The organism is Streptomyces bobili (assembly GCF_002154575.1).
Lineage (GTDB): Bacteria > Actinomycetota > Actinomycetes > Streptomycetales > Streptomycetaceae > Streptomyces > Streptomyces bobili.
In genome coordinates this window covers 44,217-68,136 of record NZ_MUBA01000013.1, presented here as the reverse complement: position 1 = coordinate 68,136, position 23,920 = coordinate 44,217, and the positions used below count along the sequence as shown (strand labels likewise).

Sequence of the window (23,920 nt, the reverse complement as noted above, 5' to 3'; positions counted from 1 at the left end):
CAGGGACCCGTGGGTCCCTGGGTGCCGGTTGCCCCGGTGGCGCCCGTCGGGCCGGTGGCGCCCGTCGCGCCCTGTGGACCCGTCGGGCCGGTCGGGCCCTTGCACTCCTTGCCGCCGGAGGCGCTCGTCCCGTCCCCCGCCCTGGGGTGGTCGTTCTTGCACTTGTCGCCGCCGGAGGGGTCGGCCGTGACCGCCTGGCCGGTGACCGCCCGCGCCGCCGCGGTCGCCGGACTCGCGACGCCCGCCGCCAGCACCAGCGCCAGCGAGGCCACCATGCCGGCCTTCCTGAACGCGTCCCTGGCCAGTGGCCCGAACGGCGAGGTCGTCCTGGAATCAGGACTCATCTGTGTGCTCCTTGCCTCAAGAGGTCCGGGCGGGGCGCCCGAACTCGGCGTGAGCTTGACCGGGGCACGTCGGGCGGAGGGGCGTACCGGCGGCGAACGCGCCCGTTTATCGACGTATCGGATTAATGGAGTGGGTCCGATGGGCTACTGCCCGTGTCGGGGGAGAGGGGGCGGAGCGGCGGTGTGCCAGCGTGTGGCCGTGACCCAGCTGACCATCTGTCTTTGCATGATCGTCAAGAACGAGGCACAGGTCATCGAGCGGTGTCTGGCCTCCGTCCGGCACCTGATCGACACCTGGGTCATCTCCGACACCGGCTCCACGGACGGCACCCAGGACCTGATCCGCGCCGCGCTGGCCGGCATCCCGGGCCAACTCCACGAGGATCCCTGGGTCGACTTCGGGCACAACCGGACCCGCAACATCCGCAGCGCCCGCGGCAGGGCCGACTACCTCCTCACCCTCGACGCCGACCACGTACTGCGCCAGGACGCCCCGCTGCCCCGGCTGACGGCGGACTCGTACCTGCTGCGCTACGACACGCCGGGCACCCAGCACCGTTTCAAGCACCTGATGCGGGGCGACCGGGCGTGGCGCTATGAGGGCGTCACCCACGAGTATCCGTGCACCGACGGGCCCGACGCCCAGCGCAACCTGGACGCGCTCGTCATCGAGGACCGTGCCGACGGCGGCTGCCGCGCCGACAAGTTCGCCCGCGACGCCCGTCTGCTGCGGGCCGAACTCGCCCGCGATCCGGACAACCCGCGCACGGTGTTCTACCTCGCCAACACCGAACGCGACCTCGGCCACGCGCGCGAGGCGATCGACCTCTACGAGCGGCGCGCGGCGATGGGCGGCTGGCCGGAGGAGGTGTACTGCTCCCTCCTGGAGGCAGGGACCCTGCGCGCCGAGCGGGCCGATGACTGGCCGGGCGCCATGGACGCGTTCACCCGCGCGTGGGAGGGCCGCCCGCAACGCCTGGAAGCGGTCTACGAGTTGGCTTCCCGGCTCCGGCTGAAGGGCCGTCACCGCACCGCGTACGCCCTCCTCGCCGACGTCGTCGGCCGCCCCGAGCCCGACGACCTGCTGTTCACCAGGTCCTGGGTCTACCGGTGGGGTCTGCTCTTCGAGTTCTCCATCGCGGCCCACTGGGTGGGCGACCTGGCCGGCGCGCTGCGCGCCTGCGACCGTCTGCTGGCCATGCCCGACCTGCCCGAGACGATCCGCAGGCAGACCGAGATCAACCGGGAGTTCTCCGCCCGGCGGACCGTCGGACTGCCCAAGCCGTCCGCTCCCGGCCGCCGCCCGAAGGCGGGACGGGGCGCGAGGCCGGGGCGCCGGAAATGAGAACCGCGGGTGCGGTGGGATCCGGACGGGCCGCTCCCGCGTCCTCGCAGGTATGGACCTCGACAAGCCGCCCGTCCGGCAGCCCCCGCAGCAGCCCGAAGGATGCCTCGTCGTCGCGATCCGGCTGCCCGTGCGGATCGTCGCGCTCGTACTGGTCCTGCCGGTGCGGATGGCCTGGGACGCGCTCGTCGTCGCCTGCCGCTTCCTGAACGACCTCCTGCTGCGCCCCTTCGGCCGGGCCCTGCTGTGGCTGGGCAGGGTCCTCGTGGTCCTGCCTCTGGTGGGCCTGTGGCGGTACGTCGTCGTCCCCGTCGGCAAGGCCCTGGCCTGGCTCGGGAAAGTGCTGGTCGTCGCCCCGCTGCTCTGGTGCCACCGCTACCTCCTCACCCCCGTCGGCCACGCCCTGCTCTGGCTGTACGCGCGCGTGCTGACGCCCGCCGTCATCGGCCTGGCCGCCGCCCTGGCCTGGCTGGCGCGGTACCTGGTCGTCGTACCCGCCCGTTGGCTGTACGACTGGTTCCTCGCCCCGGTCGGCCGGGCGGTCGCCTGGTGTGTGCTGGGGGTGGGGCGGTTGCTCGCGCTGCTGGTCAGGGGGGTCGGCTGGGTCCTGTACTGGGTGACGCGGGTCCTTTTCGTGCTGCCGGCGCTGGCGTTGTGGCGGTGGGTCCTCGCGCCCGTCGGCCGGGTCCTCGCCCTGGTCGGACGGGAGGTGTGGGACGCCCTGCGGCATGCCTGGCGGGTCGCCGGGTACATCTCGCTCGCCGTCGGACGCTTCCTGGGGACCCTCTTGCGGTGGATCTTCGTGGAGCCGGTGCGCTGGGTGTACCGGAACGTGCTGACCCCGGTCGGGCACGTCGTCCGGGACGTGGTGCTGCGGCCCGCCGCAGCGGCGGCGCGCGCCGTGGGCCGTACCGTCCGGCAGTCCCTGGCCGCCGCCCGCGCGTCCGTGCGGCAGGCACGCGCCGACGTGCGACGGCTGCTCCTCGGCGAGCCCCGCCGGCCGCAGCCCGTGGCCCGCAGGGAACCTTCCGGGCGCGAGACACGTACTCTTGATAGCAGTACGACCGCTCTCACGAAGGACTGAACGACACTGGGCAAGCGACAGCCCGAAGGCCCGCCGCCCGCACCCGCGGTGCAGCGCATCCGACTGCGCTACACCAAGCGCGGCCGCCTCCGGTTCACCAGCCACCGTGACTTCCAGCGTGCCTTCGAGCGCGCGCTGCGCCGTGCCGAGGTGCCGATGGCGTACTCGGCGGGGTTCACGCCGCACCCGAAGGTGTCGTACGCCAATGCCGCACCCACCGGCACGGGCAGCGAGGCGGAGTATCTGGAGATCGCGCTCACCGAGGCGCGTGACCCGCAGAAGCTGCGTGAGCTGCTCGACGAGTCTCTGCCCACCGGGCTCGACATCGTCGACGCGGTGGAGGCCCGTACGTCGGGTCTCGCCGACCGGCTCACGGCCTCCGTGTGGGAGATGCGCCTGTCCGGCGTGGACCCCGCGGAAGCCGATCGCGCGGTGACCGCGTTCAACGCGGCCGACACCGTCGAGGTCCAGCGACTGATGAAGAACGGCGTCAGAACCTTCGACGCCCGCTCCGCCGTCGTGCACCTTGAAACGCACCCTGAAACACAGAATCCACAGGCTGATAGGCCGACGGACCAGCCCTGTGCGATACTGCGGCTGGTTGTTCGGCACGTGACGCCTGCCGTTCGACCCGACGACGTCCTGTCCGGTCTTCGCGCCGTGGCCGACCTGGCGCCGCCGGTCCCCGCAGGGGTGACCAGGCTGGCGCAGGGGCTGTTCGATGAAGAGACCGGCGTGGTGACCGACCCGCTCGCGCCCGACCGCGAGGCAGCCGAGGCCCTTTCCACGGCCGATGTGACTGCCGCCGCGAAGACGCCGGCGTAGGGAAGGTTCCGCACAGGGACGCACGTCGTAGCGCAGCCCTCGCACTCGGGAGCCACCTGGGTCGGGCAGCGCACCGACCACAAGACTTTCGCCAGGCCGTGCACATTCGGTGTACGGAACCGGCGAGACAGGACACTAGAGAGCTCCCGTGCGGCGCCCGCGCCCCGGACGGCGGCACCGCGCACAGCGCGAGCCGCGGACGTCAACGGCGACCGATCCACTGTGATCGGCGCCGGACCAGCGCGGCGCCCGGGAGCCTGACGGGAGATACGCCCGCATGCTCGAACCGACCGAATCCACGGAGTCCGTACCGGACTCCGCAACGAACAGCCCGAGCGACACCCTGCCGCCGCGTCGTCGGCGCCGTGCCGCTTCCCGACCGGCGGGTCCGCCGGTCGGTGCCGCCGAGACCTCGGCCGAGACCGTCGCGTCGGCCATACCGGCCGCCGAGTCCGTCGCCGACCTGGCCGCGGAGGACACCGAGAACATCGAGACCGCCGAGGACATCGCGGAAGAGACGACGGAGGCCACCGCCGTCGGGACACCCGCCGAAGAGGCCGCCCCCGCCGCGCGTCCGCGCCGCCGGGCCACCCGTCGGGCGTCCGCGCCCACCGGTGCTCCGGCCGGTGCTCCCGCCGCGGTCGAGGCCGCCGAGACCGTGGTGCCGGCGACCGCCGCAGAGCCGGCCGTCGCCGCCGCCGAGGAGCAGGCCCCCGCCGAGGAGGCCGCTCCGCGCCGCACCCGCCGCCGGGCCACCCGCACCGTGACGGCACCCGCCGCCGCGGAGCAGACCGACACCACGCAGGTTGTCGCGGAGACCACCGAGCCCGCGGCTGCCGAGGCCGCCGTGACGGCGGAACCGGCCGAGGCCGCCCCCGCGGGGCGGACCCGCCGCAGGGCCACGCGCCGGGCGACGGCGCCCACCGGTGCGCCGCAGGCCGCCGAGGTCACCGAGACCGTCGCCGAGGTCGCCGACGTGCCCGCCGTCGTCGAGCAGGCCGAGCCCGCCGAGACGCCCGCCGCCGAGGAGGCCCCGCGTCGCACGCGCCGTCGGGCCGCCCGCGCCGCTGCCGCGCCCGCCGAGGCGCCGGAGCAGGCCGAGGTTCCCGCCGAGCCCGCCGTCGTGCAGGAGGAGGCGCCCGAGGCGCCCGCCCCGCAGGCCGAGGAGGAGGCAGCCGGCCCCCGCCGTGGGCGTCGGCGCGTCACCCGGGCCGCCGTCGGATTCTCCGCGCCCCCGCGTCCGGCCGGCGAGGAGGAGGACACCCCGCGTCGTCCCACCCGCCCCGCGGTCGCCGTCTTCCAGGCGCCCGTGTTCACCGAGCCCCGCTTCCAGACGCCGGAGCGCGCCGCAGCCGAGGCCGCGGCAGCCGAGGTCGAGGAGCCCGTCGAGGAGGAGCCCACGGCTCCGGTCGAGGTCGCCGAGGAGCTTCCGGAGGAGCAGACCGGTCCGCGCCGCCGCCGCAGGCGCCGCGGTGCCGGCCCGGCCGAGGAGCCCGCGGAGCCGACCAGGACGGTTGAGCCCGCCGCCGAGGACGAGGACGAGCCGGAGGAGGCCGAGGAGGCCGCCGACGAGAGCGCCGACGGTGACGACGACACCGACGAGGGCGCGTCGCGCCGCCGTCGCCGCAGGGGCGGCCGTCGCCGTCGTCGCGGTGACAGCGCGGACGGCGACTCCGGTGACGTCGACACCGACGAGCTGGCCGCCGAGCAGGCCGCCCAGGACGCCGAGGACACCGCCGAGCAGGAGGACGAGGACGCCGAGGAGGGCCACGCCGACGACGAGGGAGGCTCCACCGCGGGCAGCCGTCGCCGTCGTCGCCGTCGTCGCCGCGCCGGGGACGGCGTCACCGACGCCGAGCCGGTCGACAGCGACCCGGAGCGCACCGTCGTCAAGGTCCGCGAGCCGCGCAAGGCCACCGAGCCGTCCGACGAGGTCCAGTCCATCAAGGGCTCGACCCGTCTGGAGGCGAAGAAGCAGCGCCGCCGGGAAGGCCGTGAGCAGGGCCGCCGTCGCGTCCCGATCATCACCGAGGCCGAGTTCCTGGCCCGCCGCGAGGCCGTCGAGCGCGTGATGGTCGTCCGTCAGTACGGCGACCGTACGCAGATCGGCGTCCTGGAGGACGGCGTGCTCGTCGAGCACTACGTCAACAAGGAGCAGTCGACCTCGTACGTCGGCAACGTCTACCTGGGCAAGGTCCAGAACGTGCTGCCGTCGATGGAGGCCGCCTTCATCGACATCGGCAAGGGCCGCAACGCCGTGCTGTACGCCGGTGAGGTCAACTTCGAGGCGCTCGGCATGGCCAACGGGCCGCGCCGCATCGAGTCCGCCCTGAAGTCGGGCCAGCCGGTTCTCGCGCAGGTCACCAAGGACCCGATCGGGCACAAGGGCGCCCGTCTGACCAGCCAGGTCTCCCTGCCGGGCCGCTACCTCGTGTACGTCCCCGAGGGCTCGATGACCGGCATCAGCCGCAAGCTGCCCGACACCGAGCGGGCCCGGCTGAAGAGCATCCTCAAGAAGATCGTCCCCGAGGACGCGGGCGTCATCGTGCGCACCGCCGCCGAGGGCGCGAGCGAGGACGAGCTGCGCCGCGACGTCGAGCGGCTCCAGTCGCAGTGGGAGGACATCCAGAAGAAGGCCAAGAGCGGCAACGCGCCGACGCTGCTCTACGGCGAGCCGGACATGACCGTCCGGGTCGTCCGCGACATCTTCAACGAGGACTTCACCAAGGTCGTCGTCAGCGGTGACGAGGCCTGGTCGACCATCCACGGCTACGTCTCGCACGTCGCCCCGGACCTGGCCGACCGGCTGTCCCGGTGGACCTCCGAGGTCGACGTCTTCGCCACCTACCGGATCGACGAGCAGCTCGCCAAGGCCCTGGACCGCAAGGTCTGGCTGCCCAGCGGCGGTTCGCTGGTGATCGACCGGACCGAGGCGATGGTCGTCGTCGACGTCAACACCGGCAAGTTCACCGGTCAGGGCGGCAACCTCGAGGAGACGGTCACCAGGAACAACCTGGAGGCGGCCGAGGAGATCGTGCGTCAGCTCAGGCTGCGCGACCTCGGCGGCATCATCGTGATCGACTTCATCGACATGGTGCTGGAGCAGAACCGGGACCTCGTGCTGCGGCGCCTGCTGGAGTGCCTGGGCCGGGACCGTACGAAGCACCAGGTCGCCGAGGTGACCTCGCTGGGCCTCGTGCAGATGACCCGTAAGCGGGTCGGCCAGGGCCTGCTGGAGTCGTTCTCCGAGACCTGCGTCCACTGCAACGGCCGCGGTGTCATCGTCCATCTCGACCAGCCGACCGCCATCGGTGGCGGCGGCAAGCGCAAGAAGCGCGGCCGGGGCGGCGATGTCCTGGAGCACGACCACGAGCACGAGACGGTCGCCGCCGAGACCGTGGTGAGCGCGGGCGAGGAAGCCGAGACCGCGGCCGAGGTCGCCGCCGAGGTGGCCGAGCCGGTCGCCCTGGAGGTGCCCGAGTTCGAGCCCGACGACGAGCTGTACAGCAGCGTCGCCGAGGCGGAGGCCGCGGCGGGCCGCGGTCGTGGCCGGCGCCGGTCGAGCCGCCGGGCCTCGGCCCCCGCGGGTGCGCCGAGGAGCGGTGCGCCGCGGCGGGAGGCCGTGTCCGAGCAGGTGGCGGAGGTTCCCACGGCGCAGGACGTGTCCGCCGAGGCGGAGGCCGAGCGTCCGGTGCAGCCGGCCGAGGCCGCCGTCGCGCACGCCGAGCCGGTCGCCGTCGAGGACCCGGTCGTCGAGGCGCCCGTCGCCGAGGAGGCCGCACCCAGGGGCCGTACGCGCCGTCGGGCCACCCGCAAGGTGTCCGCGCCGGCCGGTTCGCCCGCCGGGGCGGAGGCCGCCGTCGTGACGGTCGCCGAGTCCGCGCCCGCGCAGGCTCCGGCGGAGCAGCCCGAGGCGCAGGCCGAGCCGGTCGTCGAGCAGGTGGCCGAGCCGGTCGCCGACAGTGCGGCCCCGGCCCGCCCGCGGCGCCGTGCCGTGCGCAAGGCCACCGCGCCCACCGCGCCCGAGGAGACGGCCGTCGTGGTCGTCCCGTCGGCCGCGGCGGAAGCCCCGGCCCAGGCCCCGGCCGAAGCCGAGGCGGAGGCCGCCGAGGAGCCGGAGGAGGGCGCCCCGGTCAAGAAGACGGCCGCCCGCAAGACGGCGAAGAAGGCCACGGCGAAGAAGGCCGCCACCAAGAAGACCGCGGCGAAGAAGACGGCCGCGAAGAAGACGGTGGCCAAGAAGACGACGGCCAAGAAGGCGGCGTCGAAGACGACGGCGGCGGCGCAGCAGAGCGCCCCGTCCGTCTCGGCCAACACGCAGGACTGACCTCCCGCGAGCGACGGCGTGCGACGCCCGGTGGCAACCGGGTGCCGCACGCCGCCGCTCGCGTCGTGCCGCGTCGCCCGGCGTTCACGCGAGAGTTACTCTGTGTCTTGCTTGTGATGGAGCGCACCTCAAGGCCAGGTTTCTCTGTGGTAACCCTGGGGAAAATTGCCGTCTCCGTGCTGGTAACGTGAACCGTGGTCTCGGCGGGGACAGTCATGCCCGCCACGACCGCAGCCGACCAGCACATCCGGCCCTCCGGCTCGGATACGGCTGTATTCCCGCAAGGAACCCTCGGGGGGCGGGTCCTGTGTACAAGCCGTTCGCCCGCCCACAGGCAGCGGTGGACACCCAGGGATGCGGCCGTGCTGAGATCGACGCGGCCCCTTCCCGAAGAAGCACGACGCGCCTTTGAGGTCGCCGTAGAGGAGGGGATGTCGATGACCGACGCCCATGAGTTCATACCGGCCGCCAAGCCTGTGATCGGCGAGGACGAGATCGAGGCCGCGGTTCGCGTGCTGCGGAGCGGACGGGTGGTCCAGGGGCCCGAGGTGGCCGCCTTCGAGGAGGAGTTCTCGGAGCTGGTCGACGGACGCCACTGTGTCGCCGTCAACTCCGGCACCTCGGCGTTGCACCTGACGCTGCTCGCGCTGGGCATCGGTCCGGGCGACGAGGTCGTCGTCCCCTCGTTCTCGTTCGCCGCCTCCGCCAACGCGGTGCGTCTGGTGGGCGCGGACGTGGTCTTCGCCGACATCGAGGCCGACAGCTTCGGCCTGGACCCGGCCGCCTTCGAGGCCGCGATCACCCCGCGCACCGCCGCCGTCATGCCTGTCCACCTCTACGGCCACCCGGCCGCGATGGACAAGATCATGGCGATCGCGCAGCAGCACGGGCTGGCCGTCGTCGAGGACGCCTGCCAGGCCCACGCGGCGGCGCTGCACGGCACGCCGGTCGGTGCGTTCGGCGCCGCGGGCACCTTCAGCTTCTACCCGACGAAGAACATGCACAGCCTCGAGGGCGGCATGATCTCCACGGGTGACGCGGAGACCGCGCGGACCCTGCGCCTGCTGCGCAACCAGGGCATGGAGCAGCGGTACGCCAACGAGATCGTCGGCGCCAACGTGCGGATGACGGACGTGTCCGCCGCGATCGGCCGCGTGCAGCGCGCCAAGCTCGGCGGCTGGACCGAGCAGCGCATCGCCAACGCCACCTACCTCACCGAGAACATCACCGCGCCGAACGTGGTGACGCCGAAGGCCGCCGAGGGCGCGCGCCACGTGTACCACCAGTACACCGTGCGCATCCTGGGCGACCGTGACGCGGCCATGGCCAAGCTGACCGAGGCCGGCATCGGCAACGCGGTGTACTACCCGACCCCGATCCACCGGCTCAAGCCGTACTGGGAGCCGGACCAGAAGGCGGGTCGCACCTGGGACCTGCCCGAGACGGAGCGGGCGGCGGCCGAGGTCGTCTCGCTGCCCGTGCATCCCGCGCTGTCGGCGCAGGACCTGGAGCGCATCGTGACCGCCGTGAACGCGCTGGGAGAGCAGCTGTGACCAAGCCTCTGCGGGCCGGACTCGTCGGCCTCGGCTCGATGGGGCGTCACCACGCCCGTGTCCTGGCGGGTCTGGACGGCGTCGACTTCGTCGGCGTCGTCGACCCGATGGGCGACAAGTTCGGTGCCGCGCAGGGTGCGCCGGTCCTGAACACGGTCGAAGAACTGATCGCGATGGGCGTGGACTACACGGTCGTCGCCTGCCCCACTCATCTGCACGAGGAGGTCGGTCTGGCGCTCGCCGCGGCCGGCGTCTGCGCGCTGATCGAGAAGCCGGTCGCCGACACCGTCGACGGGGCCCGTCGGCTCGTCGAGGCCTTCGAGTCGCGCGGTCTGGTGGCCGGTGTGGGTCACATCGAGCGGTGCAACCCGGCACTGCGCTCGCTGCGCGCCCGCCTGGAGGCCGGTGAGCTGGGTGACGTCTACCAGGTCGTCACCCGTCGCCAGGGGCCGTTCCCGCACCGCATCGCGGACGTCGGTGTGGTCAAGGACCTGGCCACGCACGACATCGACCTCACCGGCTGGGTGACGGGCCGTGAGTACGTGTCCATCGCCGCCCACACCGTCTCCAAGAGCGGTCGTGAGCACGAGGACATGGTCTCCGCGGTCGGCCGCCTGGACGACGGCACCATGGTCAACCACCTGGTGAACTGGCTGAGCCCGCTCAAGGAGCGGTTCACCTCGGTCACCGGTGAGCGCGGCTGCTTCATCGCCGACACCCTCACCGCCGACCTGACCTTCCACTCCAACGCGGCGGTGACCACCGAGTGGGAGGCCCTCCAGGCCTTCCGCGGTGTCTCCGAGGGCGACATGATCCGCTACGCCATCCCCAAGCGTGAGCCGCTCCAGGTGGAGCACGAGCTGTTCCGGGACGCGGTGCTCGGCGAGCCCGCCGACATCTGCACCCTGCGGCAGGGCATGCGTACGGTGGAGGTCGCGGCGGCGGTTCTGCGTTCCGCGTCGGAGAACGTCAGCGTTTCCCTTCAGCCGGAGGACCTGGCCCTCCATGGCAGCTGAGCGTCACTCATCGGGGGAACGGTGTGTGCTCGGCGGGACTCCTATGTTCTGTGAGACCTTCCCCGCAGGACCCAGCCGGCCATCGGCTGTCGGAGACCAGGAGCCGGAGCATGAGTACTGCGCCTGACGTCAGCGTCATTGTCGCGGTCTATAACACGATGCCCTACCTGACGGAGTGCCTGAACTCGCTCCTCGGACAGACCATCGGACGGAACCGGCTGGAGATCGTCGCCGTCGACGACGGCTCCACCGACGACAGCGGCCGCGAACTCGACCGGTTCGCGGCGCTGCACCCGGACATCGTCAAGGTGCTCCACCAGCAGAACTCAGGTGGCCCGGCCGCGCCCAGCAACAGGGCGCTGGAGGTGGCCACCGGCCGGTACGTGTACTTCATAGGCTCCGACGACTACCTCGGTGAGGAAGCCCTGGAGCGCATGGTGGAGTGCGCCGACCAGAACGAGTCGGACGTCGTGGTCGGCAAGATGGTCGGCACCAACGGCCGGTACGTCCATCAGGCGCTGTACAAGGAGAACGACCCGGACGTCAGCCTGTACGACTCCGAACTGCCGTTCACCCTGGCCAACACCAAACTGTTCCGGCGGGAACTGGTCGAGAAGCACAAGCTGCGCTTCCCCGAGCACCTTCCGGTGGGTAGCGACCAGCCGTTCACCATCGAGGCGTGCGTGCGCGCCCGGAAGATCTCGGTGGTGGCCGACTACATCTGCTACTTCGCGGTCAAGCGGGGCGACGCCAGCAACATCACCTACCGCGCCGACCATCTGGCGCGGCTGCGGGCCACGGCGGAGATCATGGACTTCACCGCCGAGCTCATCGAGGCCGGTTCGAAGCGTGACGCCGTGCTGCGCCGGCACTTCACCTGGGAGCTGGCCAAGCTCGTCCAGGACGACTTCCCCGGCCTGGACCGTGAGGTGCAGCGACAGATCTGCGCGGGCATCGCGCGGCTCGCCGACGCGTATTTCACCGACGGCATCCGCGACGCCATGGACGTCAAGCGCCGGGTGCGCATCGCCCTGGCGCACGCAGGGGCGATCGACGAGCTGTGCGACGCGATCACCTCCGAGCAGGAGCGCGGCACGACGTACCTCCTCGAGGGCGGTCGGGCCTTCGCCCGCTATCCCGGTTTCCGCGACCCGCGCATCGGCCTGTCCGACCGCACCTACGAGCTGCTCGGGGAGTCCGTCCCCGGTCCGCTGGCACAGGGCACCGAGCTGCTCGGCTCCGACTGGGAACAGCAGGGAGACGGCCTCACCTACACCGCGTCCGTGCGGGTGCCCGTCGTCGGTGACGTCGGCGGGGCCGTGCTGCGGTTGGTCAAGGGCGCCATGCCCAAGTCGGCGGACAAGCCAGGGGCACGCCGGCTGAAGGAGGGGCACAGCCTTCCGGCGCCGGTGGGCGACATGACGCTCAAGCCCGCCGAGAGCGGTTCCGGCACCATGCTGCACGCCCGGGTCCCGCTCGAGAAGGTCACGGCCAAGCTGGGGGTCCGGGTCTACCTGGACCTCGCGGGGCGGACGTACGAGATCCCCGTGCGCGGCAAGGGACTGCCCATGCCGCTGGCCCGTCGGTGGGGCCGGGACGCGGATCCGTACCGTGCGTCGGCCCTGGTGAACGACAAGGGCCGCGTGGTGATCGACACGGCCCGGATGTACCCACCGAAGAGGGACTTGGCCCGCGAGGCGCTGCTGCGTTTCGCCCGGAGGCTGAAGTCCCGTGCCGTCGGCTTGAAGTCGATCGGTTCCAAGAAGCCGAACGGTTCCAGAAGGAAGTAGCCACCGTCCATGAACATCTGTGTAGTAGCGCTCGGCAAGATCGGGCTTCCGCTGGCCGTGCAGTTCGCGTCCAAGGGGCACCGGGTCATCGGTGCGGACGTCAACGAGAAGGTCGTCGAGCTGGTCAACGCCGGTGTCGAGCCCTTCCCGGGTGAGCACGACCTCGACGTCAAGCTCAAGCAGGCCGTCGACGCCGGGCTGCTGAGCGCGACGACGGACACCGCGTCCGCGGTCGCCGAGTCCGAGGCCGTCGTCGTGGTCGTGCCGCTGTTCGTCGACGCCGAGGGCACCCCGGACTTCGGCTGGATGGACTCCGCGACGAAGGCGATCGCCCAGGGTCTGAAGCCGGGCACGCTCGTCTCGTACGAGACCACGCTGCCCGTCGGCACCACGCGCACCCGCTGGGCGCCGATGCTGGCCGAGGGTTCGGGCCTGACCGCCGGTGAGGACTTCCACCTGGTGTTCTCGCCGGAGCGCGTCCTGACCGGCCGGGTCTTCGCCGACCTGCGCCGCTACCCGAAGCTGGTCGGCGGCGTCGACGAGGCCTCGACGGCGCGCGGTGTGGAGTTCTACGAGCAGGTCCTCGACTTCGACGAGCGCGCCGACCTGCCCCAGGCCAACGGCGTGTGGGACCTGGGCACCGCGGAGGCCTCCGAGCTGGCCAAGCTCGCCGAGACCACCTACCGGGACGTCAACATCGGCCTGGCGAACCAGTTCGCGCGGTTCGCCGACAGCAACGGCATCGACGTCAAGAAGGTCATCGACGCCTGCAACTCGCAGCCGTACAGCCACATCCACCAGCCCGGCATTGCCGTCGGCGGGCACTGCATCCCGATCTACCCGCGGATGTACCTGTGGAACGACCCGGCCGCGACCGTCGTGCGTTCCGCGCGTGAGGCGAACGCCGCGATGCCGGAGTACGCCGTCGACCTGCTGGCCGCCGCCTACGGCGACCTGAGCGGGGTGAACGTGCTCGTGCTGGGCGCCGCCTACCGCGGTGGCGTCAAGGAGACCGCGTTCTCGGGCGTCTTCCCGACCGTCGAGGCGCTCAAGGCGCGCGGCGCGGTTCCGTTCGTCTCGGACCCGATGTACACGGACGAGGAGCTGGCGGCGCACGGTCTGACCCCGCACGCCGGCGAGAAGGTCACGGCCGCGATCCTCCAGGCCGACCACGCCGAGTACCGCTCGCTGACCCCGGCCGACCTGCCGGACGTCACGGTCCTCGTCGACGGTCGCCGTACGACCGACCCGGAGGCCTGGAAGGGCGTCCGGCGGGTTGTCATCGGCGGCTGAACTGCCCCGTGGGGCCACGCCTCCGGCCCCTGTCCCGTATTCGTACGGGCAGGGGCCGGAGGCGTTTCAGCGAGCGTTCACGGGCGCGGGGATCTCAGGCTGCCGGGTGCGGCGGACGGCGGGGCCGATCCGGCGCAGCCATCGCTCGGCGGGGCGTTCCACCCACTGGTAGGCGGCGCCGGCGGCGGCCAGGCTGGCCAGGAGGACGCCCGCCCAGAAGACGAGGGTGGCGCCGCCGGGGGCGGGCTTGCCCCAGTGGAAGACGGCGGCGCGGATCACGATCTCGTGGATGAGGTACCAGGCGAACGACCAGTGGCCCAGCCGGATCATCCACGGCCCGCCGAGGCCGGTGCGGCGGCCGTCGAGGTCGTCGCGTGCGGCGGCGCAGATGAGGGCCGCGAAGATCGGTGTCGAGAGCCACTGCGAGGCGGTGTAGGGGCTGTACCAGAGGGCGTCGGGAACGGCGTGGTGCCAGGGGATCAGGGCCAGATGCCAGGCGACGACGAGCCCGACGGCCACCGGCAGGGAGACGGGGGGACGCCAGCCGCGTTTGAGGGCCAGCCCAGCCACCACGCCCAGCACGAACTGGAGCGAGCGGGTAAGCGGCAGGTAGTCCAGAGCCCAGCTGCGGGTGGTGGGCTGGAGGCCGGACAGTGCGGGCCACAGGACGAGGGCCGCGCAGGTGACGGCGAGCGCGGTCCACGCCCAGGTGCCGGCGCGCCGCCCTGCCAGCAGGGCCAGCAGCGCGGGGAAGACCAGGTAGAAGAAGGCTTCGTCGGTGAGTGACCACGCGGCCGGGTTGCCGCCGGTGAACATGACCGGCTCGGGGAACCAGGCGTGCACCAACAGCAGTGTCGCGGCCACGGCCTTGAGGGACACGGCCCGGTCCATGACGGCCCAAACGGCGACCGAAAGGGCCGTGCTGACGGCGAGGAGCGGCCAGATCCGGGCGAAGCGGCGCCATAGGAAGACCTTGGAGGGCACGTGTGCACCGTCGTAGGTCCAGGCGAGCACCAGGCCGGACAGAACGAAGAAAAACGTTACGCCACTACGGCCGTACCAGACCGCTTCGCTGAGTACGGGGACGGTGCCGACCTGCCGTGACAGGTGGTACAGGACGACGAGGAGCGCCGCCCAGAATCGGAGCCCGGTCAGCGACGGCAATCGGTCGCGACCGGGCGCCGGTATCGAGGTCACGGAGAGGTCCTTCAGTGGTCGGGGAGCAGCAGGCGGTCGAACTCCGCGCGCACCACCGGCCAGTCCCAGGACTCCAGGGCATGCGCGGACGCCGCCCGGGCGGCCTTCCGCCAGCCCTCGGCGGTCGACGTGACCTCGAGGATCCGGTCGGCGGCCTCCTGGGCCGAGCCCACGACCCAGTCGGCGGGGAACAGCGTGCGGGCGCCGTTGGCCTTGCCCGCGAAGAACGGCCAGTCCCGGCCCACCGGCACGGCCCCGCTCGCGGCACCCTCGACGAACCCGCAGTGGAAGCTCTCCCGCACGGAGGAGCTGAGGATCACGCCGACCTCGGTCAGCGCGGCGGGCACGTCGTCCAACTGTCCGAGCCTGCGCAGGGCGCCCGAGGGTTCCAGTTCGGCCACGTCCCGGCGGTAGTGCCGGGCGTAGGCGCGGGACGCGGCGCTGAGCCTGGCGTCCACGTCCTCGCCGAGCAGGAACAGCCGGTAGCGAGTGTCCTGGGTGCGCAGGATCCGCAGCACCTGGATCGCCCACCGGGGATCCTTGGCCACCGACGAGATGCCGGTCAGACCGAGCGTGAACCGGGCGTCGTCCGCCTTGGGACGGACATGGGAGGCCAGGTCCATGGCGTTGGCGACGACGTGCAGCCGGGGCGTCGCGTCCGAGGACAGCTGAGGCACGGCCGCCACGGTCAGGTCCCGCAGATGGGCGCCCACGAACACCAGGTCGTCCACGCGCGAGAAGTCGACCAGGTACGGCCACGGACTGAAGGTCTCGGCGCTGTGCAGGCGTACGACGACCCGGGTGGTGCCGGGGTCGACGGAGGTGAGTAGCGCCGCGGGGCCGACACACCAGTCGACGAAGACGGTGTCGGCCCAGTCCAGATGGGGACGCAGGAGTTCCTCGGCCTGGCGGCCGAACTCCTCGTCGCCGCCCAGACGGTGGGCGGCGATCCGGGTCAGGGAGGTGGCCAGTTTGTCGAGCGCCGGCTCGTCGCGCAGGTCCAGGGAGCGGACCTCGACATCGGGGTGGTCCTCGTAGTGGCCGCGGATCCGGTGCAGGAAGTTGGCGTTGCCGCGCGTGACGAAGAGCAGGCGCAGCGGCCGTCCGGCCGGGGTGGTGGGCGGGGTGGCGCGGCCAGCCGGCTTCGTCAGCGCTCGGACCGTCGTGCCGGCGCGCAGGGGCGCTGTGTAGGCCCGCGGGTCGTCGGCGAGCGGTGAGCTGGTGCGGTCGAAATGCAGCACCCGGTGGAACGCGAGCTGGAGCGCCGTCACAGCGGAGGCGGCGGCCCCCTTGATGTCCGCGTCGGCCCACCGGGCATCGGCCCAGGCGAGTTCCGCCGAGACGGCGGCGGCCAGTGCGCGCGGGGCCCGGCCGCGGGCCAGTTCGACCCGCGCGGCCTCCCCGAGCAGGTCGGCGCGGTGGCGCGCACCTGTCGTACGGCGGGCCGCGGAGCTGAGTGCGAGGACCGCGCCCTCGGGGCGGTTGGCCTGGTCGAGGCCGCCGCCCACCCGGCGGGCGAGCCGCGCACGCACCGCGTCGGACAGTCCGGGCGCGGTCACCACGAGCCGCCAGGCGCGGGCCCCCGCATCCGTGCGCAGCACCCTCGGGTGCAGGACCCCACGGGCTACCGCGCCGATCCCCCGTCGGACTCTGGTCATGCCCCCGCGCCCCCGGTGAGGAGCGTGGACCGAACGGCATGGGAGAGCTGCTCGGCGGCCGGGGTCATCAGCAGGCCGCGGGTGAACCTCGCGGAGTGTGCACGGGCCTCGGCCCGCTGCTCCGGGGTGGCCTCGACGGCCATCCGGGCCGCCTTCACGAACGAGTCCGCGATGCCCTCCGCGTCCAGACCGACGGCGCCGGTCCACAGCGGGTGCCCGGCCAGCACGTGCGAGGCGTCGTGGTCCACCTCGTGGCAGGAGACCACGGGCAGCCCCGAGGCCATGAATTCGTACACCTTGCCCGAGGTGACGAACCGGCCGCCGACCAGCATCAGGACCAGGGCGTCCCAGCGGCCGTAGGTCGCCGCGACCTCCGCCTTGGCCACCGGGCCGCCGAACAGCACCCCATCGGCCTCGGCCTGGCGGATCAGCGTCATGTGGGCGTTGGCCTCACGGCTGGCGCCGGCGCCGATGTGGCCGCGGATCTCGAACCGGGAACGCGCCACGAGCGGGTCGCGCTCGCGCGCGGCGCGCCAGCCGTCCAGGACGGTGGCCAGGAACGCGGGCTTGAAGTTCACGGAACCCAGGTAACCGAAGGTCAGACCCTCTTCGGCGGCAGGCTCGCCGTGCGCCTCCGGAACGCTGTCCGGGTCGAAGCCGTTGCGCACGACGTGGACCCGCTCGGCCAGCTCGGGGTAGCGGTCCCGGTAGAAGTCCGCGATCGGGTCGTTGACGCACCAGATCGCGGTCGCGTCCGACAGGACGCGCTCCTCCCACTGTCCGGCCTCGGAGTCCCGGGTGAAGGCCTCGCCGCCACCGATGACGTCGACCGACCAGCCGTCCCGGAAGTCGATCGCGTAGGGGATCTTGTGGGTCTCCCACAGCTTCCAGGCGGCGGCCAGGTTCACGTACGGGGCACAGCTCGCCAGCAGCATGTCGGCCGGGAACTCGCGGTGGATGTCCAGGACACCCTGTTCCAGCGCCGACCGCCAGCCACCGAACACCGGCTCGGGGAAGTGCTCCAGATGGCGCGCCCGCTCCCGCTGCATCCAGCGGATCGGGTTCAGCGCCCGGTCCTCGGTGAACAGGCGGATGTCGGTTTCCAGGTCCTCACGGGCCAGCGGGAGTTCGACGATCCGCACCCGCGGGTCCACCGGGTCGGAGAGCGTGTGGTCCAGGCCGTACTCCCGCTCCCAGGACTCCTCCGCGATGGTGAGGACGGTGACGTCCCAGCCGAGTTCGACGAACTTGTTCGCCGTCTCGCGCATGCGGTACGCACAGCTCTTCGCCGCCGGCGGGAAGCCGATGGCCAGGTAGATCATGTGCGGCCGGACGCCGTCGGGCCGTGGCCCCGTGGTCCTGGTGCCGGACGGGACCGCGCCCGGAGCCGGCGGGCTGAGGCGCTTGATCACGTTTCGCAAGGGGGTGCTCCGAGAGACTGGTGGAACGGTGACGGGACGGGCGGCGTGGATCAGCCCGCGACGATCGCCTGCACTGCGCGCACAGCGGCGTTCCCGTCACCGTACGGAGTGCCGCGCTCGGTGTCGGGAGCGGGGCGGGTGGCCAGTTCCGTGAAGTCCGGCGTCTCGTGCGGGTTCGGCACGAGCACGTTCCAGCCGCCTTCGAGGGTCTCGACCCACTCGGTCTCCGGACGGATGGTGGTGCAGGCGCGCTCCAGCAGGAAGGCCTCCTTCTGGAGACCGCCGGAGTCGGTGACGACACCGGCGGAGCCGAGGACGGCGCCCACCAGACCGGCGTAGGGGAGCGGACGGCCGACGTGCACCGACCCCTGATTCAGCTTCAGGCCGTGCTCCTCGGCGCGGGCCACCAGGCGCGGGTGCGCCAGCAGGGCCACCGGGACGGGCAGCGCGGCGAGCGAGCCGATGATGGCGGAGAGGCGCTCGGGGTCGTCGGTGTTGTCCGGCCGGTGCAGCGTCGCCACCAGGTACGGGGCGTCCGCGTCGATGCCCTCGGGCAGCGCCGGGCGCGGGTGCTCACCGGCGAGGACGGCGTCGCGGATGCGCAGGCAGACGTCGACCATGACGTCGCCGACGAGCGTTGAGCGCTGGGCCAGGCCCTCGTTCGCGAGGTGGCGCATGGCCTCCTCGGTCGGGGCGAGCAGCAGGTCGGCGGCGTGGTCGGTGAGGACGCGGTTGTGCTCCTCGGGCATCCGCCGGTTGAAGGAGCGAAGACCGGCCTCCAGGTGAGCGACCCGGTAGTGCAGCTTCACCGCCGAAAGCGCGCCGGCGACGGTCGAGTTGGTGTCGCCGTACACCAGCACCCAGTCGGGCTTCTCCGTCTCCAGCACCTTGTCCATGGCGGCGAGCACCGCACCGGTCTGCGCGCCGTGGCCGCCCGAGCCGACACCCAGGTGGACGTCGGGGTCCGGGATGCCCAGGCCGGAGAAGAAGACATCGGAGAGGTCCGCGTCGTAGTGCTGGCCCGTGTGCACGATGACGTGCTCGTGGGGTGTGTCGGCGAAAGCGGCCGCGATGGGGGCGAGCTTGACCAACTGGGGGCGTGCCCCCACGACACTGATGACCTTCACGTGTACTGCTCCTGCCGAATAAGCGACTGACGACCGAACCCCGATCATACGGGCGTGCCCGCCATTGACGGCGCCTGCCCGGGGGCGGTAGCGGGCTGGGCAGGGGCCTGGGGCTCACTGCCGGTATGCTTTGATGCGGGCCGGGTTATGTGGCCGTGCCGTCTGCGCGCAAGTGCGATGCACGAGACGCCCGCTTTGAACGGAACTGGTGTGCGAGCTCGATCCTCCGTGCGGGCTCCTGCAACGTGCCAGAAGCTTCAGATCACGAAAGGCACACGTATATATGGAGCTCGACAGCGCTGACGGGCAGCGCCGGCCCAAGGGATCCCGAGGCCGAATCGTGATGCTCGTGGACAACGGAGTCAGGAACGACTCCCGCGTCCAGAAGTCGGCCCGGTCCGCCGCGGAAGCGGGATGGGACGTCATCCTCTTCGGCATCTCGAACACCCGTGAGATCCAGACCTGGAACATCGGTGAAGCCGAGGTCCGGCTGGTGCCCAAGCCGAGTCCGCTGTCGCACCGCAGGCAGGAACTGAAGGGGCTGCGCTACCGCAGTCCGCTCGCGTACCGGTCGTCCGACGTCGCGTCGTTCCGCAAGCAGCAGGTGAAGGCATGGCGCGCCGACCTCCGCTTCCGTGCGGCCGCGGCCACGGCCGACGGACCCGGCAAGCCGAGCGCCGGCGGTTCGCCGGCCCGGCTCATGGTGCCGAAGGTCGCGGCCAAGGCAACCAGCAAGTGGGTCGGTCTGCGGTCCCGTGCCACGCGCCGGGCCAAGCGCAAGCGCACGAAGTTCGACACGCCGCTCGACAAGGCGATCATCAAGTTCTGGCAGGTGTCCAAGGGCGAGCGCGCCTGGCGCAAGCTGCTGCCCTACCTGTGGGACTACGAACTCGCCTTCGCCAAGCACATCGACGAGCTCGAGCCCGACCTGATCCACGCGCACGACTTCCGCATGCTGGGCGTCGGCGCCCGTGCCGCCGTCAGGCTCCGGGCCGCCGGCCGGCCGGTCAAGCTGGTCTGGGACGCGCACGAGTTCGTCCCCGGCCTGCACTCCCACCACGAGCGCTGGATCCCGGGCCACGTGGCCTGGGAGAAGGAGCACGCGGTGTTCTCCGACGCCGTGATCACCGTCTCCCCCTCGCTCGCCGAGCTGCTGGTCAAGGGCCACAAGCTCAAGGAGACGCCGTACGTCGTCCTCAACGCCCCGGTGATGCAGCCGGCGCCGGACGAGGTGGCCGACGTAGAGCCCACGCCGGACCTGCGTGAACTGTGCGGGATCGACGAGGACACCCCGCTGCTGGCCTACTGCGGCGGCATCAACCCGGTGCGTGGTGTCGAGACCATGATCGAGGGCCTCGTCAAGATGCCCGACGTGCATGTCGCGCTGGTCTCCCTGCCGCCCTCGGGCAAGCCTTTCCCCGCCACCGCCAAGATCATCGAACTGATCGAGGAACTGGGCGTCGGCGACCGTGTCCACGTCCTGCCGTTCGTGCCGCACTGGCAGGTGCCCGAGTTCCTGTCCACGGCGGACGCGGCGGTCAGTCCGCTGCACCACCTGGCGAACCACGAACTGGCCCTGAGCAACAAGTTCTTCGAGTACTCCCAGGCCCGGCTCCCGCTGGTGGTCAGCGACATCCGCACCATGGCGGAGATGGTGGAGAGGACCGGCCAGGGCGAGGTCTTCAAGGCCCAGGACGTCGAGGACTACGTCCGCGCCGTCAAGGCCGTGCTCGCCAACCCGGACCGCTACCGCAAGGCCTACGAGGACCCGGAGCTGCTGGCGCAGTGGACCTGGGAGGCGCAGGCCGTCGTCCTGGACGAGATCTACAGCCGGCTGCTGCCCGGCACACAGGCGCCGGCCGCGCCGAAGGACCGGAGCAGGCCGGCCCCGACGGCGGGGCCGGAGGGCTCCGGGAACGAGAGCACCGTCTGACGGGACGGCTGTGACCGGCCAGTCGGCCCGGTGAGGAACGGCAGCGGGGTTCGCCCCGCCCCTCCCCACCGGGCCGACGGTCCCACGGCACATCCCCGGAACGGAACGCAGAACAGGTGGAGGACCTCCTCGCATGACCCATGTACTCCTGATCGCCGGCACGGCGCCGACGCTCTCGATGCTCAAAGCCGCCGTCGAGCAGTTCCGGGCTGCGGGAGCGACCGTGCACCTCGCCGGACTCTTCGACCGTGACGCGGTGGACGGCGTCCTCGACGCGGCCGACGTGTGTTCCCTGTCCGAGGTGTCCGCCGAGCAAGGCAACGCGTTCGTCAAGCGCATCGCGAAGCTTCCGCCGTCCCGCAGGACCTGGGCGAGCGCGGAGCGCAGCCGCTGGGTGCGCGGCCACGCGCGCAAGGCGCAGGTTCTCGTCGCCCTGGACGCCAACGCCGTCTACACCGTCTGGCGGCTGGCCGAGCGCAACCGGCGGGCCGACGCGGTCTTCGGCGTCGCCCCCGGACTCCGCGCGCTTCAGGCACGCGGCGACCACCGGATGCACTACGCGCTGCGTGACGCCGTGCGAACCGTCCCGTCCCCGGCGGTGACGCTGCGCACGACGAAGCGTTCCGTGCGGCACGGTGCCGGTGCGGTGCTGCGCCGGGCGTCGTCGCCCGCCGTGATGCGCACCTCCATCGGCGCCAAGGCCTGGCGGACCGCGGTCGTCGCACCGAAGGTGCCGGACGGCATGCGCGCCAAGCTGGCCCGCCGGGTGAGCCTGAGCATGGCGAAGGGCGGCCGCAAGACCGGCGCCACGATCGTGCTCAACCAGGCCGCCGACCGCATCGCCAACCGTAAGCTCAGCGCCGCCCTGCTCGCCGACGCCGCACGCGCCGACCTGGCCCGCGGCCACGACAACCCCGGGGTCCGGGCCAAGGCCATCGAGGCCGCGCTGAACCTCGCGGACCAGCGGTACAAGAAGAAGGACTTCTCGGCGGCGGCCGACCAGCTCTCCACCGCCTTCTCCCTCGCCTTCAGCCGCGGTCTGCACTTCGACGGCACGTCCTCGCCGATGGCGAAGGACCCGGAGGGCTACCTCGCGGTCTTCCGCAAGAGCGTCGCCTTCAAGGCGCTGTCAGCGCCACGCGGGCGAGCCGTGCCCGCGGTCCCCGCGCCGGCCGGCCGCCCGCTGCGGCTGCTGGTCACGACGTACGCGAACCCCAGCTTCCTCCGGGCCATCCGGGAGCGCTACGAGAGTCATCCCGAGGTCGAGATCCGCTATCTCGACGTCAACGAGGACGACACGATCCGGCCGTTGGCCAAGGGCCTCAAGCGGATCACGGAGCACGCGCTGGGCGGCCAGCCCGCGTTCCGCGACAAGGTCGAGGAGGCCCTGCGGCCCCATCTCGACTGGGCGGACACGGTCTTCGTCGACTGGTGCACCAACGCGGCCGGCCTCTTCACGGTGGTCGACCCCGGCACCACGCGCGTCATCGTCCGGCTGCACAGTTACGAGGTGTTCGCCTGGTGGCCGCACGTCGTGGACTTCACCCGGGTGGACGACCTGATCCTGGTCAGCGACCACCTGCGCGAGCTGACGGAGAAGGTGGTGCCGCAGTTGGCCGGGCCCGGCACGGCCACGACGCACGTGATAGCCAACGCGATGGACCTGGCGCCGTTCCAGCGGGAGAAGGCCGACGCCGACGTCCGCTTCGTCCTCGGGCTGGTCGGCGTGAGCGCGGTGGCCAAGGACCCGCGCTGGACCCTCCAGGTGCTGCGGCTGCTGCGCGAGAAGGACGAGCGCTACCGCCTGGTCATCATCGGCGAAGGCCTCAACCGCAAGGCGAGCGCCGCCGTCAGGGCCTACGACGACCTGCTCCAGCCGGAGTTGGAGGAGCTGGAGGCGGCCGGCGCTGTGCACCGGGTCGGGCAGACCGACGACGTGCCCGCGGCGCTCACCGGCGTCGGCGTCATTCTCAGCAGCTCGGTGCGCGAGAGCTTCCACTGCGGTCTGGTCGAGGGCGTGGTCAGCGGGGCACTCCCGGTGGTCCGTGACTGGCCGTTCTTCGCGTCGCTGGAGAGCGGACCGCGGACCCTCTTCCCGGCCGACTGGGTCGTCGGGACGCCAGAGGAGGCCGCGCAGCGGATCCTGGCGCTGACCCAGACCGAGGAGAACTGGCGCGCCGCCACGGAGCCCGCCGCGAAGCACGCGCTGGCGACGTGGGACTGGTCCGTGGTGGGCCTGGACTTCGACCGGCTCCTGCTGGGGGACAAGGTCTGACAGCCCCTGACACGGGAAAGGGGGCCGGCAGCGTACCGAGTACGCCGCCGGCCCCCTTTTCCTTGTCCGTGAGGTCAGACCGCCCGCTCGACGAGGACGCCGTCCTTGTCGTCGTACAACTCGCCGGTCTGGGGGCACTCCCAGACGCCGTTCTCCCCCGCGCGCTCGGTGAGCCGGACGCCGGCCCGGCCGACCCAGCCGACCTGGCGGGCGGGCACGCCCACGACCAGGGCGAAGTCCGGCACGTCCTTGGTGACGACGGCTCCGGCCGCGACCATGGACCAGCGGCCGATGGTGAGCGGCGCGACGCAGACGGCGCGCGCCCCGATCGACGCGCCGTCGGCGATCTTCACACCGACTGCCTCCCAGTCGCCGCCCCGCTTCTGCTTGCCCTCGGGGTCCACGGAACGCGGGTTGTGGTCGTTGGTGAGGACCACGGCGGGGCCGATGAAGACACCGTCGCCCAGCTCGGCCGGCTCGTACACCAGCGCGTAGTTCTGGAGCTTGCAGTTGTCACCCATGCGCACGCCCGTGCCGACGTAGGCGCCACGGCCGATCACACAGCCCTCGCCGAGGCGGGCGCCCTCGCGGACCTGCGCGAGGTCCCAGACGCTGCTGCCGGCGCCGATCTCGGCGGTGTCGTCGACCTGAGCGCTGGGCTGGACCCTGTAGTTCACTTCGTTCTCTCGCTTCCGGGGTGGCTGCTACGCCCGGTGAGCATACGCGGCCGGG

15 protein-coding genes and 1 pseudogene are annotated in these 23,920 nt (G+C 72.0%); 10 read left to right on the top strand and 6 right to left on the bottom strand.

Annotation, left to right across the window (positions count from 1 at the left end; translation table 11 throughout):
- Positions 1–344, bottom strand: a pseudogene (locus BZL64_RS01455) (hypothetical protein); the annotation flags it as partial.
- A gap of 199 nt (positions 345–543) precedes the next feature.
- Here BZL64_RS01455 and BZL64_RS01450 point away from each other — a divergent pair.
- The 8 genes from BZL64_RS01450 (at position 544) to BZL64_RS01415 (ending at position 13,577) form a co-directional block, all read left to right on the top strand.
- Entirely contained in the window at positions 544–1,689 is a 1,146-nt protein-coding gene (locus BZL64_RS01450) for a glycosyltransferase (protein WP_244205139.1), read from the top strand.
- 52 nt (positions 1,690–1,741) lie between these two features.
- A complete protein-coding gene (locus BZL64_RS01445; RefSeq protein ID WP_086765229.1) occupies positions 1,742–2,773 on the top strand; it encodes a hypothetical protein in 1,032 nt (343 codons plus the stop codon).
- A 48-nt stretch (positions 2,774–2,821) separates the two neighbouring features.
- Positions 2,822–3,598 (top strand): TIGR03936 family radical SAM-associated protein, encoded by a 777-nt coding sequence (locus BZL64_RS01440; protein ID WP_086765226.1) that lies wholly within the window; start codon positions 2,822–2,824, stop codon positions 3,596–3,598.
- A 277-nt stretch (positions 3,599–3,875) separates the two neighbouring features.
- Positions 3,876–7,925, top strand: a complete 4,050-nt coding sequence (locus tag BZL64_RS01435) for an Rne/Rng family ribonuclease (RefSeq protein ID WP_086765222.1) — start codon at positions 3,876–3,878, stop codon at positions 7,923–7,925.
- 437 nt (positions 7,926–8,362) lie between these two features.
- The gene (locus BZL64_RS01430) at positions 8,363–9,478 is read left to right on the top strand and encodes a DegT/DnrJ/EryC1/StrS family aminotransferase (protein WP_086765219.1); all 1,116 of its coding nucleotides are present in this window, start codon (positions 8,363–8,365) and stop codon (positions 9,476–9,478) included.
- A 38-nt stretch (positions 9,479–9,516) separates the two neighbouring features.
- Entirely contained in the window at positions 9,517–10,494 is a 978-nt protein-coding gene (locus BZL64_RS01425) for a Gfo/Idh/MocA family protein (protein ID WP_425276007.1), read from the top strand.
- A gap of 110 nt (positions 10,495–10,604) precedes the next feature.
- Positions 10,605–12,284 carry a glycosyltransferase family 2 protein gene (locus BZL64_RS01420; RefSeq protein WP_086765213.1) on the top strand — a complete coding sequence of 560 codons (1,680 nt, stop codon included), beginning with the start codon at positions 10,605–10,607 and terminating at the stop codon, positions 12,282–12,284.
- A gap of 9 nt (positions 12,285–12,293) precedes the next feature.
- Positions 12,294–13,577, top strand: a complete 1,284-nt coding sequence (locus BZL64_RS01415; RefSeq protein WP_086765209.1) for a nucleotide sugar dehydrogenase — start codon at positions 12,294–12,296, stop codon at positions 13,575–13,577.
- A 66-nt stretch (positions 13,578–13,643) separates the two neighbouring features.
- Here the strand turns inward: BZL64_RS01415 and BZL64_RS01410 are convergent, their stop codons facing one another.
- From BZL64_RS01410 to wecB, 4 genes are all read right to left on the bottom strand, one after another.
- Positions 13,644–14,774, bottom strand: a complete 1,131-nt coding sequence (locus BZL64_RS01410; RefSeq protein WP_086765205.1) for an acyltransferase family protein — start codon at positions 14,772–14,774, stop codon at positions 13,644–13,646.
- Positions 14,775–14,785: 11 nt separating this feature from the next.
- Positions 14,786–16,432: a glycosyltransferase family protein gene (locus tag BZL64_RS01405; RefSeq protein WP_086765201.1), complete on the bottom strand. Its 1,647-nt coding sequence runs from the start codon at positions 16,430–16,432 to the stop codon at positions 14,786–14,788.
- Positions 16,429–17,754: a glycosyltransferase family protein gene (locus tag BZL64_RS01400; protein WP_086765195.1), complete on the bottom strand. Its 1,326-nt coding sequence runs from the start codon at positions 17,752–17,754 to the stop codon at positions 16,429–16,431. The genes BZL64_RS01405 and BZL64_RS01400 overlap by 4 nt, the downstream gene beginning before the upstream one ends.
- A gap of 149 nt (positions 17,755–17,903) precedes the next feature.
- Positions 17,904–18,980, bottom strand: a complete 1,077-nt coding sequence (gene wecB, locus BZL64_RS01395; RefSeq protein WP_086765192.1) for a non-hydrolyzing UDP-N-acetylglucosamine 2-epimerase — start codon at positions 18,978–18,980, stop codon at positions 17,904–17,906.
- Between the two features lie 343 nt (positions 18,981–19,323).
- On the opposite strand from wecB, the gene BZL64_RS01390 reads away from it, so the two are divergent.
- Positions 19,324–20,913, top strand: coding sequence for a glycosyltransferase family 4 protein (locus tag BZL64_RS01390; protein WP_244205138.1), 1,590 nt, complete (start codon positions 19,324–19,326; stop codon positions 20,911–20,913).
- A 133-nt stretch (positions 20,914–21,046) separates the two neighbouring features.
- Positions 21,047–23,188, top strand: a complete 2,142-nt coding sequence (locus BZL64_RS01385; RefSeq protein WP_086765186.1) for a glycosyltransferase — start codon at positions 21,047–21,049, stop codon at positions 23,186–23,188.
- A gap of 74 nt (positions 23,189–23,262) precedes the next feature.
- Here BZL64_RS01385 and BZL64_RS01380 read toward each other — a convergent pair whose 3' ends face one another.
- A complete protein-coding gene (locus tag BZL64_RS01380; RefSeq protein ID WP_086765183.1) occupies positions 23,263–23,865 on the bottom strand; it encodes an acyltransferase in 603 nt (200 codons plus the stop codon).
- Positions 23,866–23,920 lie beyond the last annotated feature (55 nt).

Coding starts and splice junctions, on each gene's coding strand:
- BZL64_RS01445 (WP_086765229.1), top strand. CDS start 1,742: ATGGACCTCGACAAGCCGCCCGTCCGGCAGCCCCCGCAGCAGCCCGAA.
- BZL64_RS01435 (WP_086765222.1), top strand. CDS start 3,876: ATGCTCGAACCGACCGAATCCACGGAGTCCGTACCGGACTCCGCAACG.
- BZL64_RS01430 (WP_086765219.1), top strand. CDS start 8,363: ATGACCGACGCCCATGAGTTCATACCGGCCGCCAAGCCTGTGATCGGC.
- BZL64_RS01425 (WP_425276007.1), top strand. CDS start 9,517: ATGGGGCGTCACCACGCCCGTGTCCTGGCGGGTCTGGACGGCGTCGAC.
- BZL64_RS01420 (WP_086765213.1), top strand. CDS start 10,605: ATGAGTACTGCGCCTGACGTCAGCGTCATTGTCGCGGTCTATAACACG.
- BZL64_RS01415 (WP_086765209.1), top strand. CDS start 12,294: ATGAACATCTGTGTAGTAGCGCTCGGCAAGATCGGGCTTCCGCTGGCC.
- BZL64_RS01405 (WP_086765201.1), bottom strand. CDS start 16,432: ATGACCAGAGTCCGACGGGGGATCGGCGCGGTAGCCCGTGGGGTCCTG.
- BZL64_RS01400 (WP_086765195.1), bottom strand. CDS start 17,754: ATGATCTACCTGGCCATCGGCTTCCCGCCGGCGGCGAAGAGCTGTGCG.
- BZL64_RS01390 (WP_244205138.1), top strand. CDS start 19,324: ATGCTCGTGGACAACGGAGTCAGGAACGACTCCCGCGTCCAGAAGTCG.
- BZL64_RS01385 (WP_086765186.1), top strand. CDS start 21,047: ATGACCCATGTACTCCTGATCGCCGGCACGGCGCCGACGCTCTCGATG.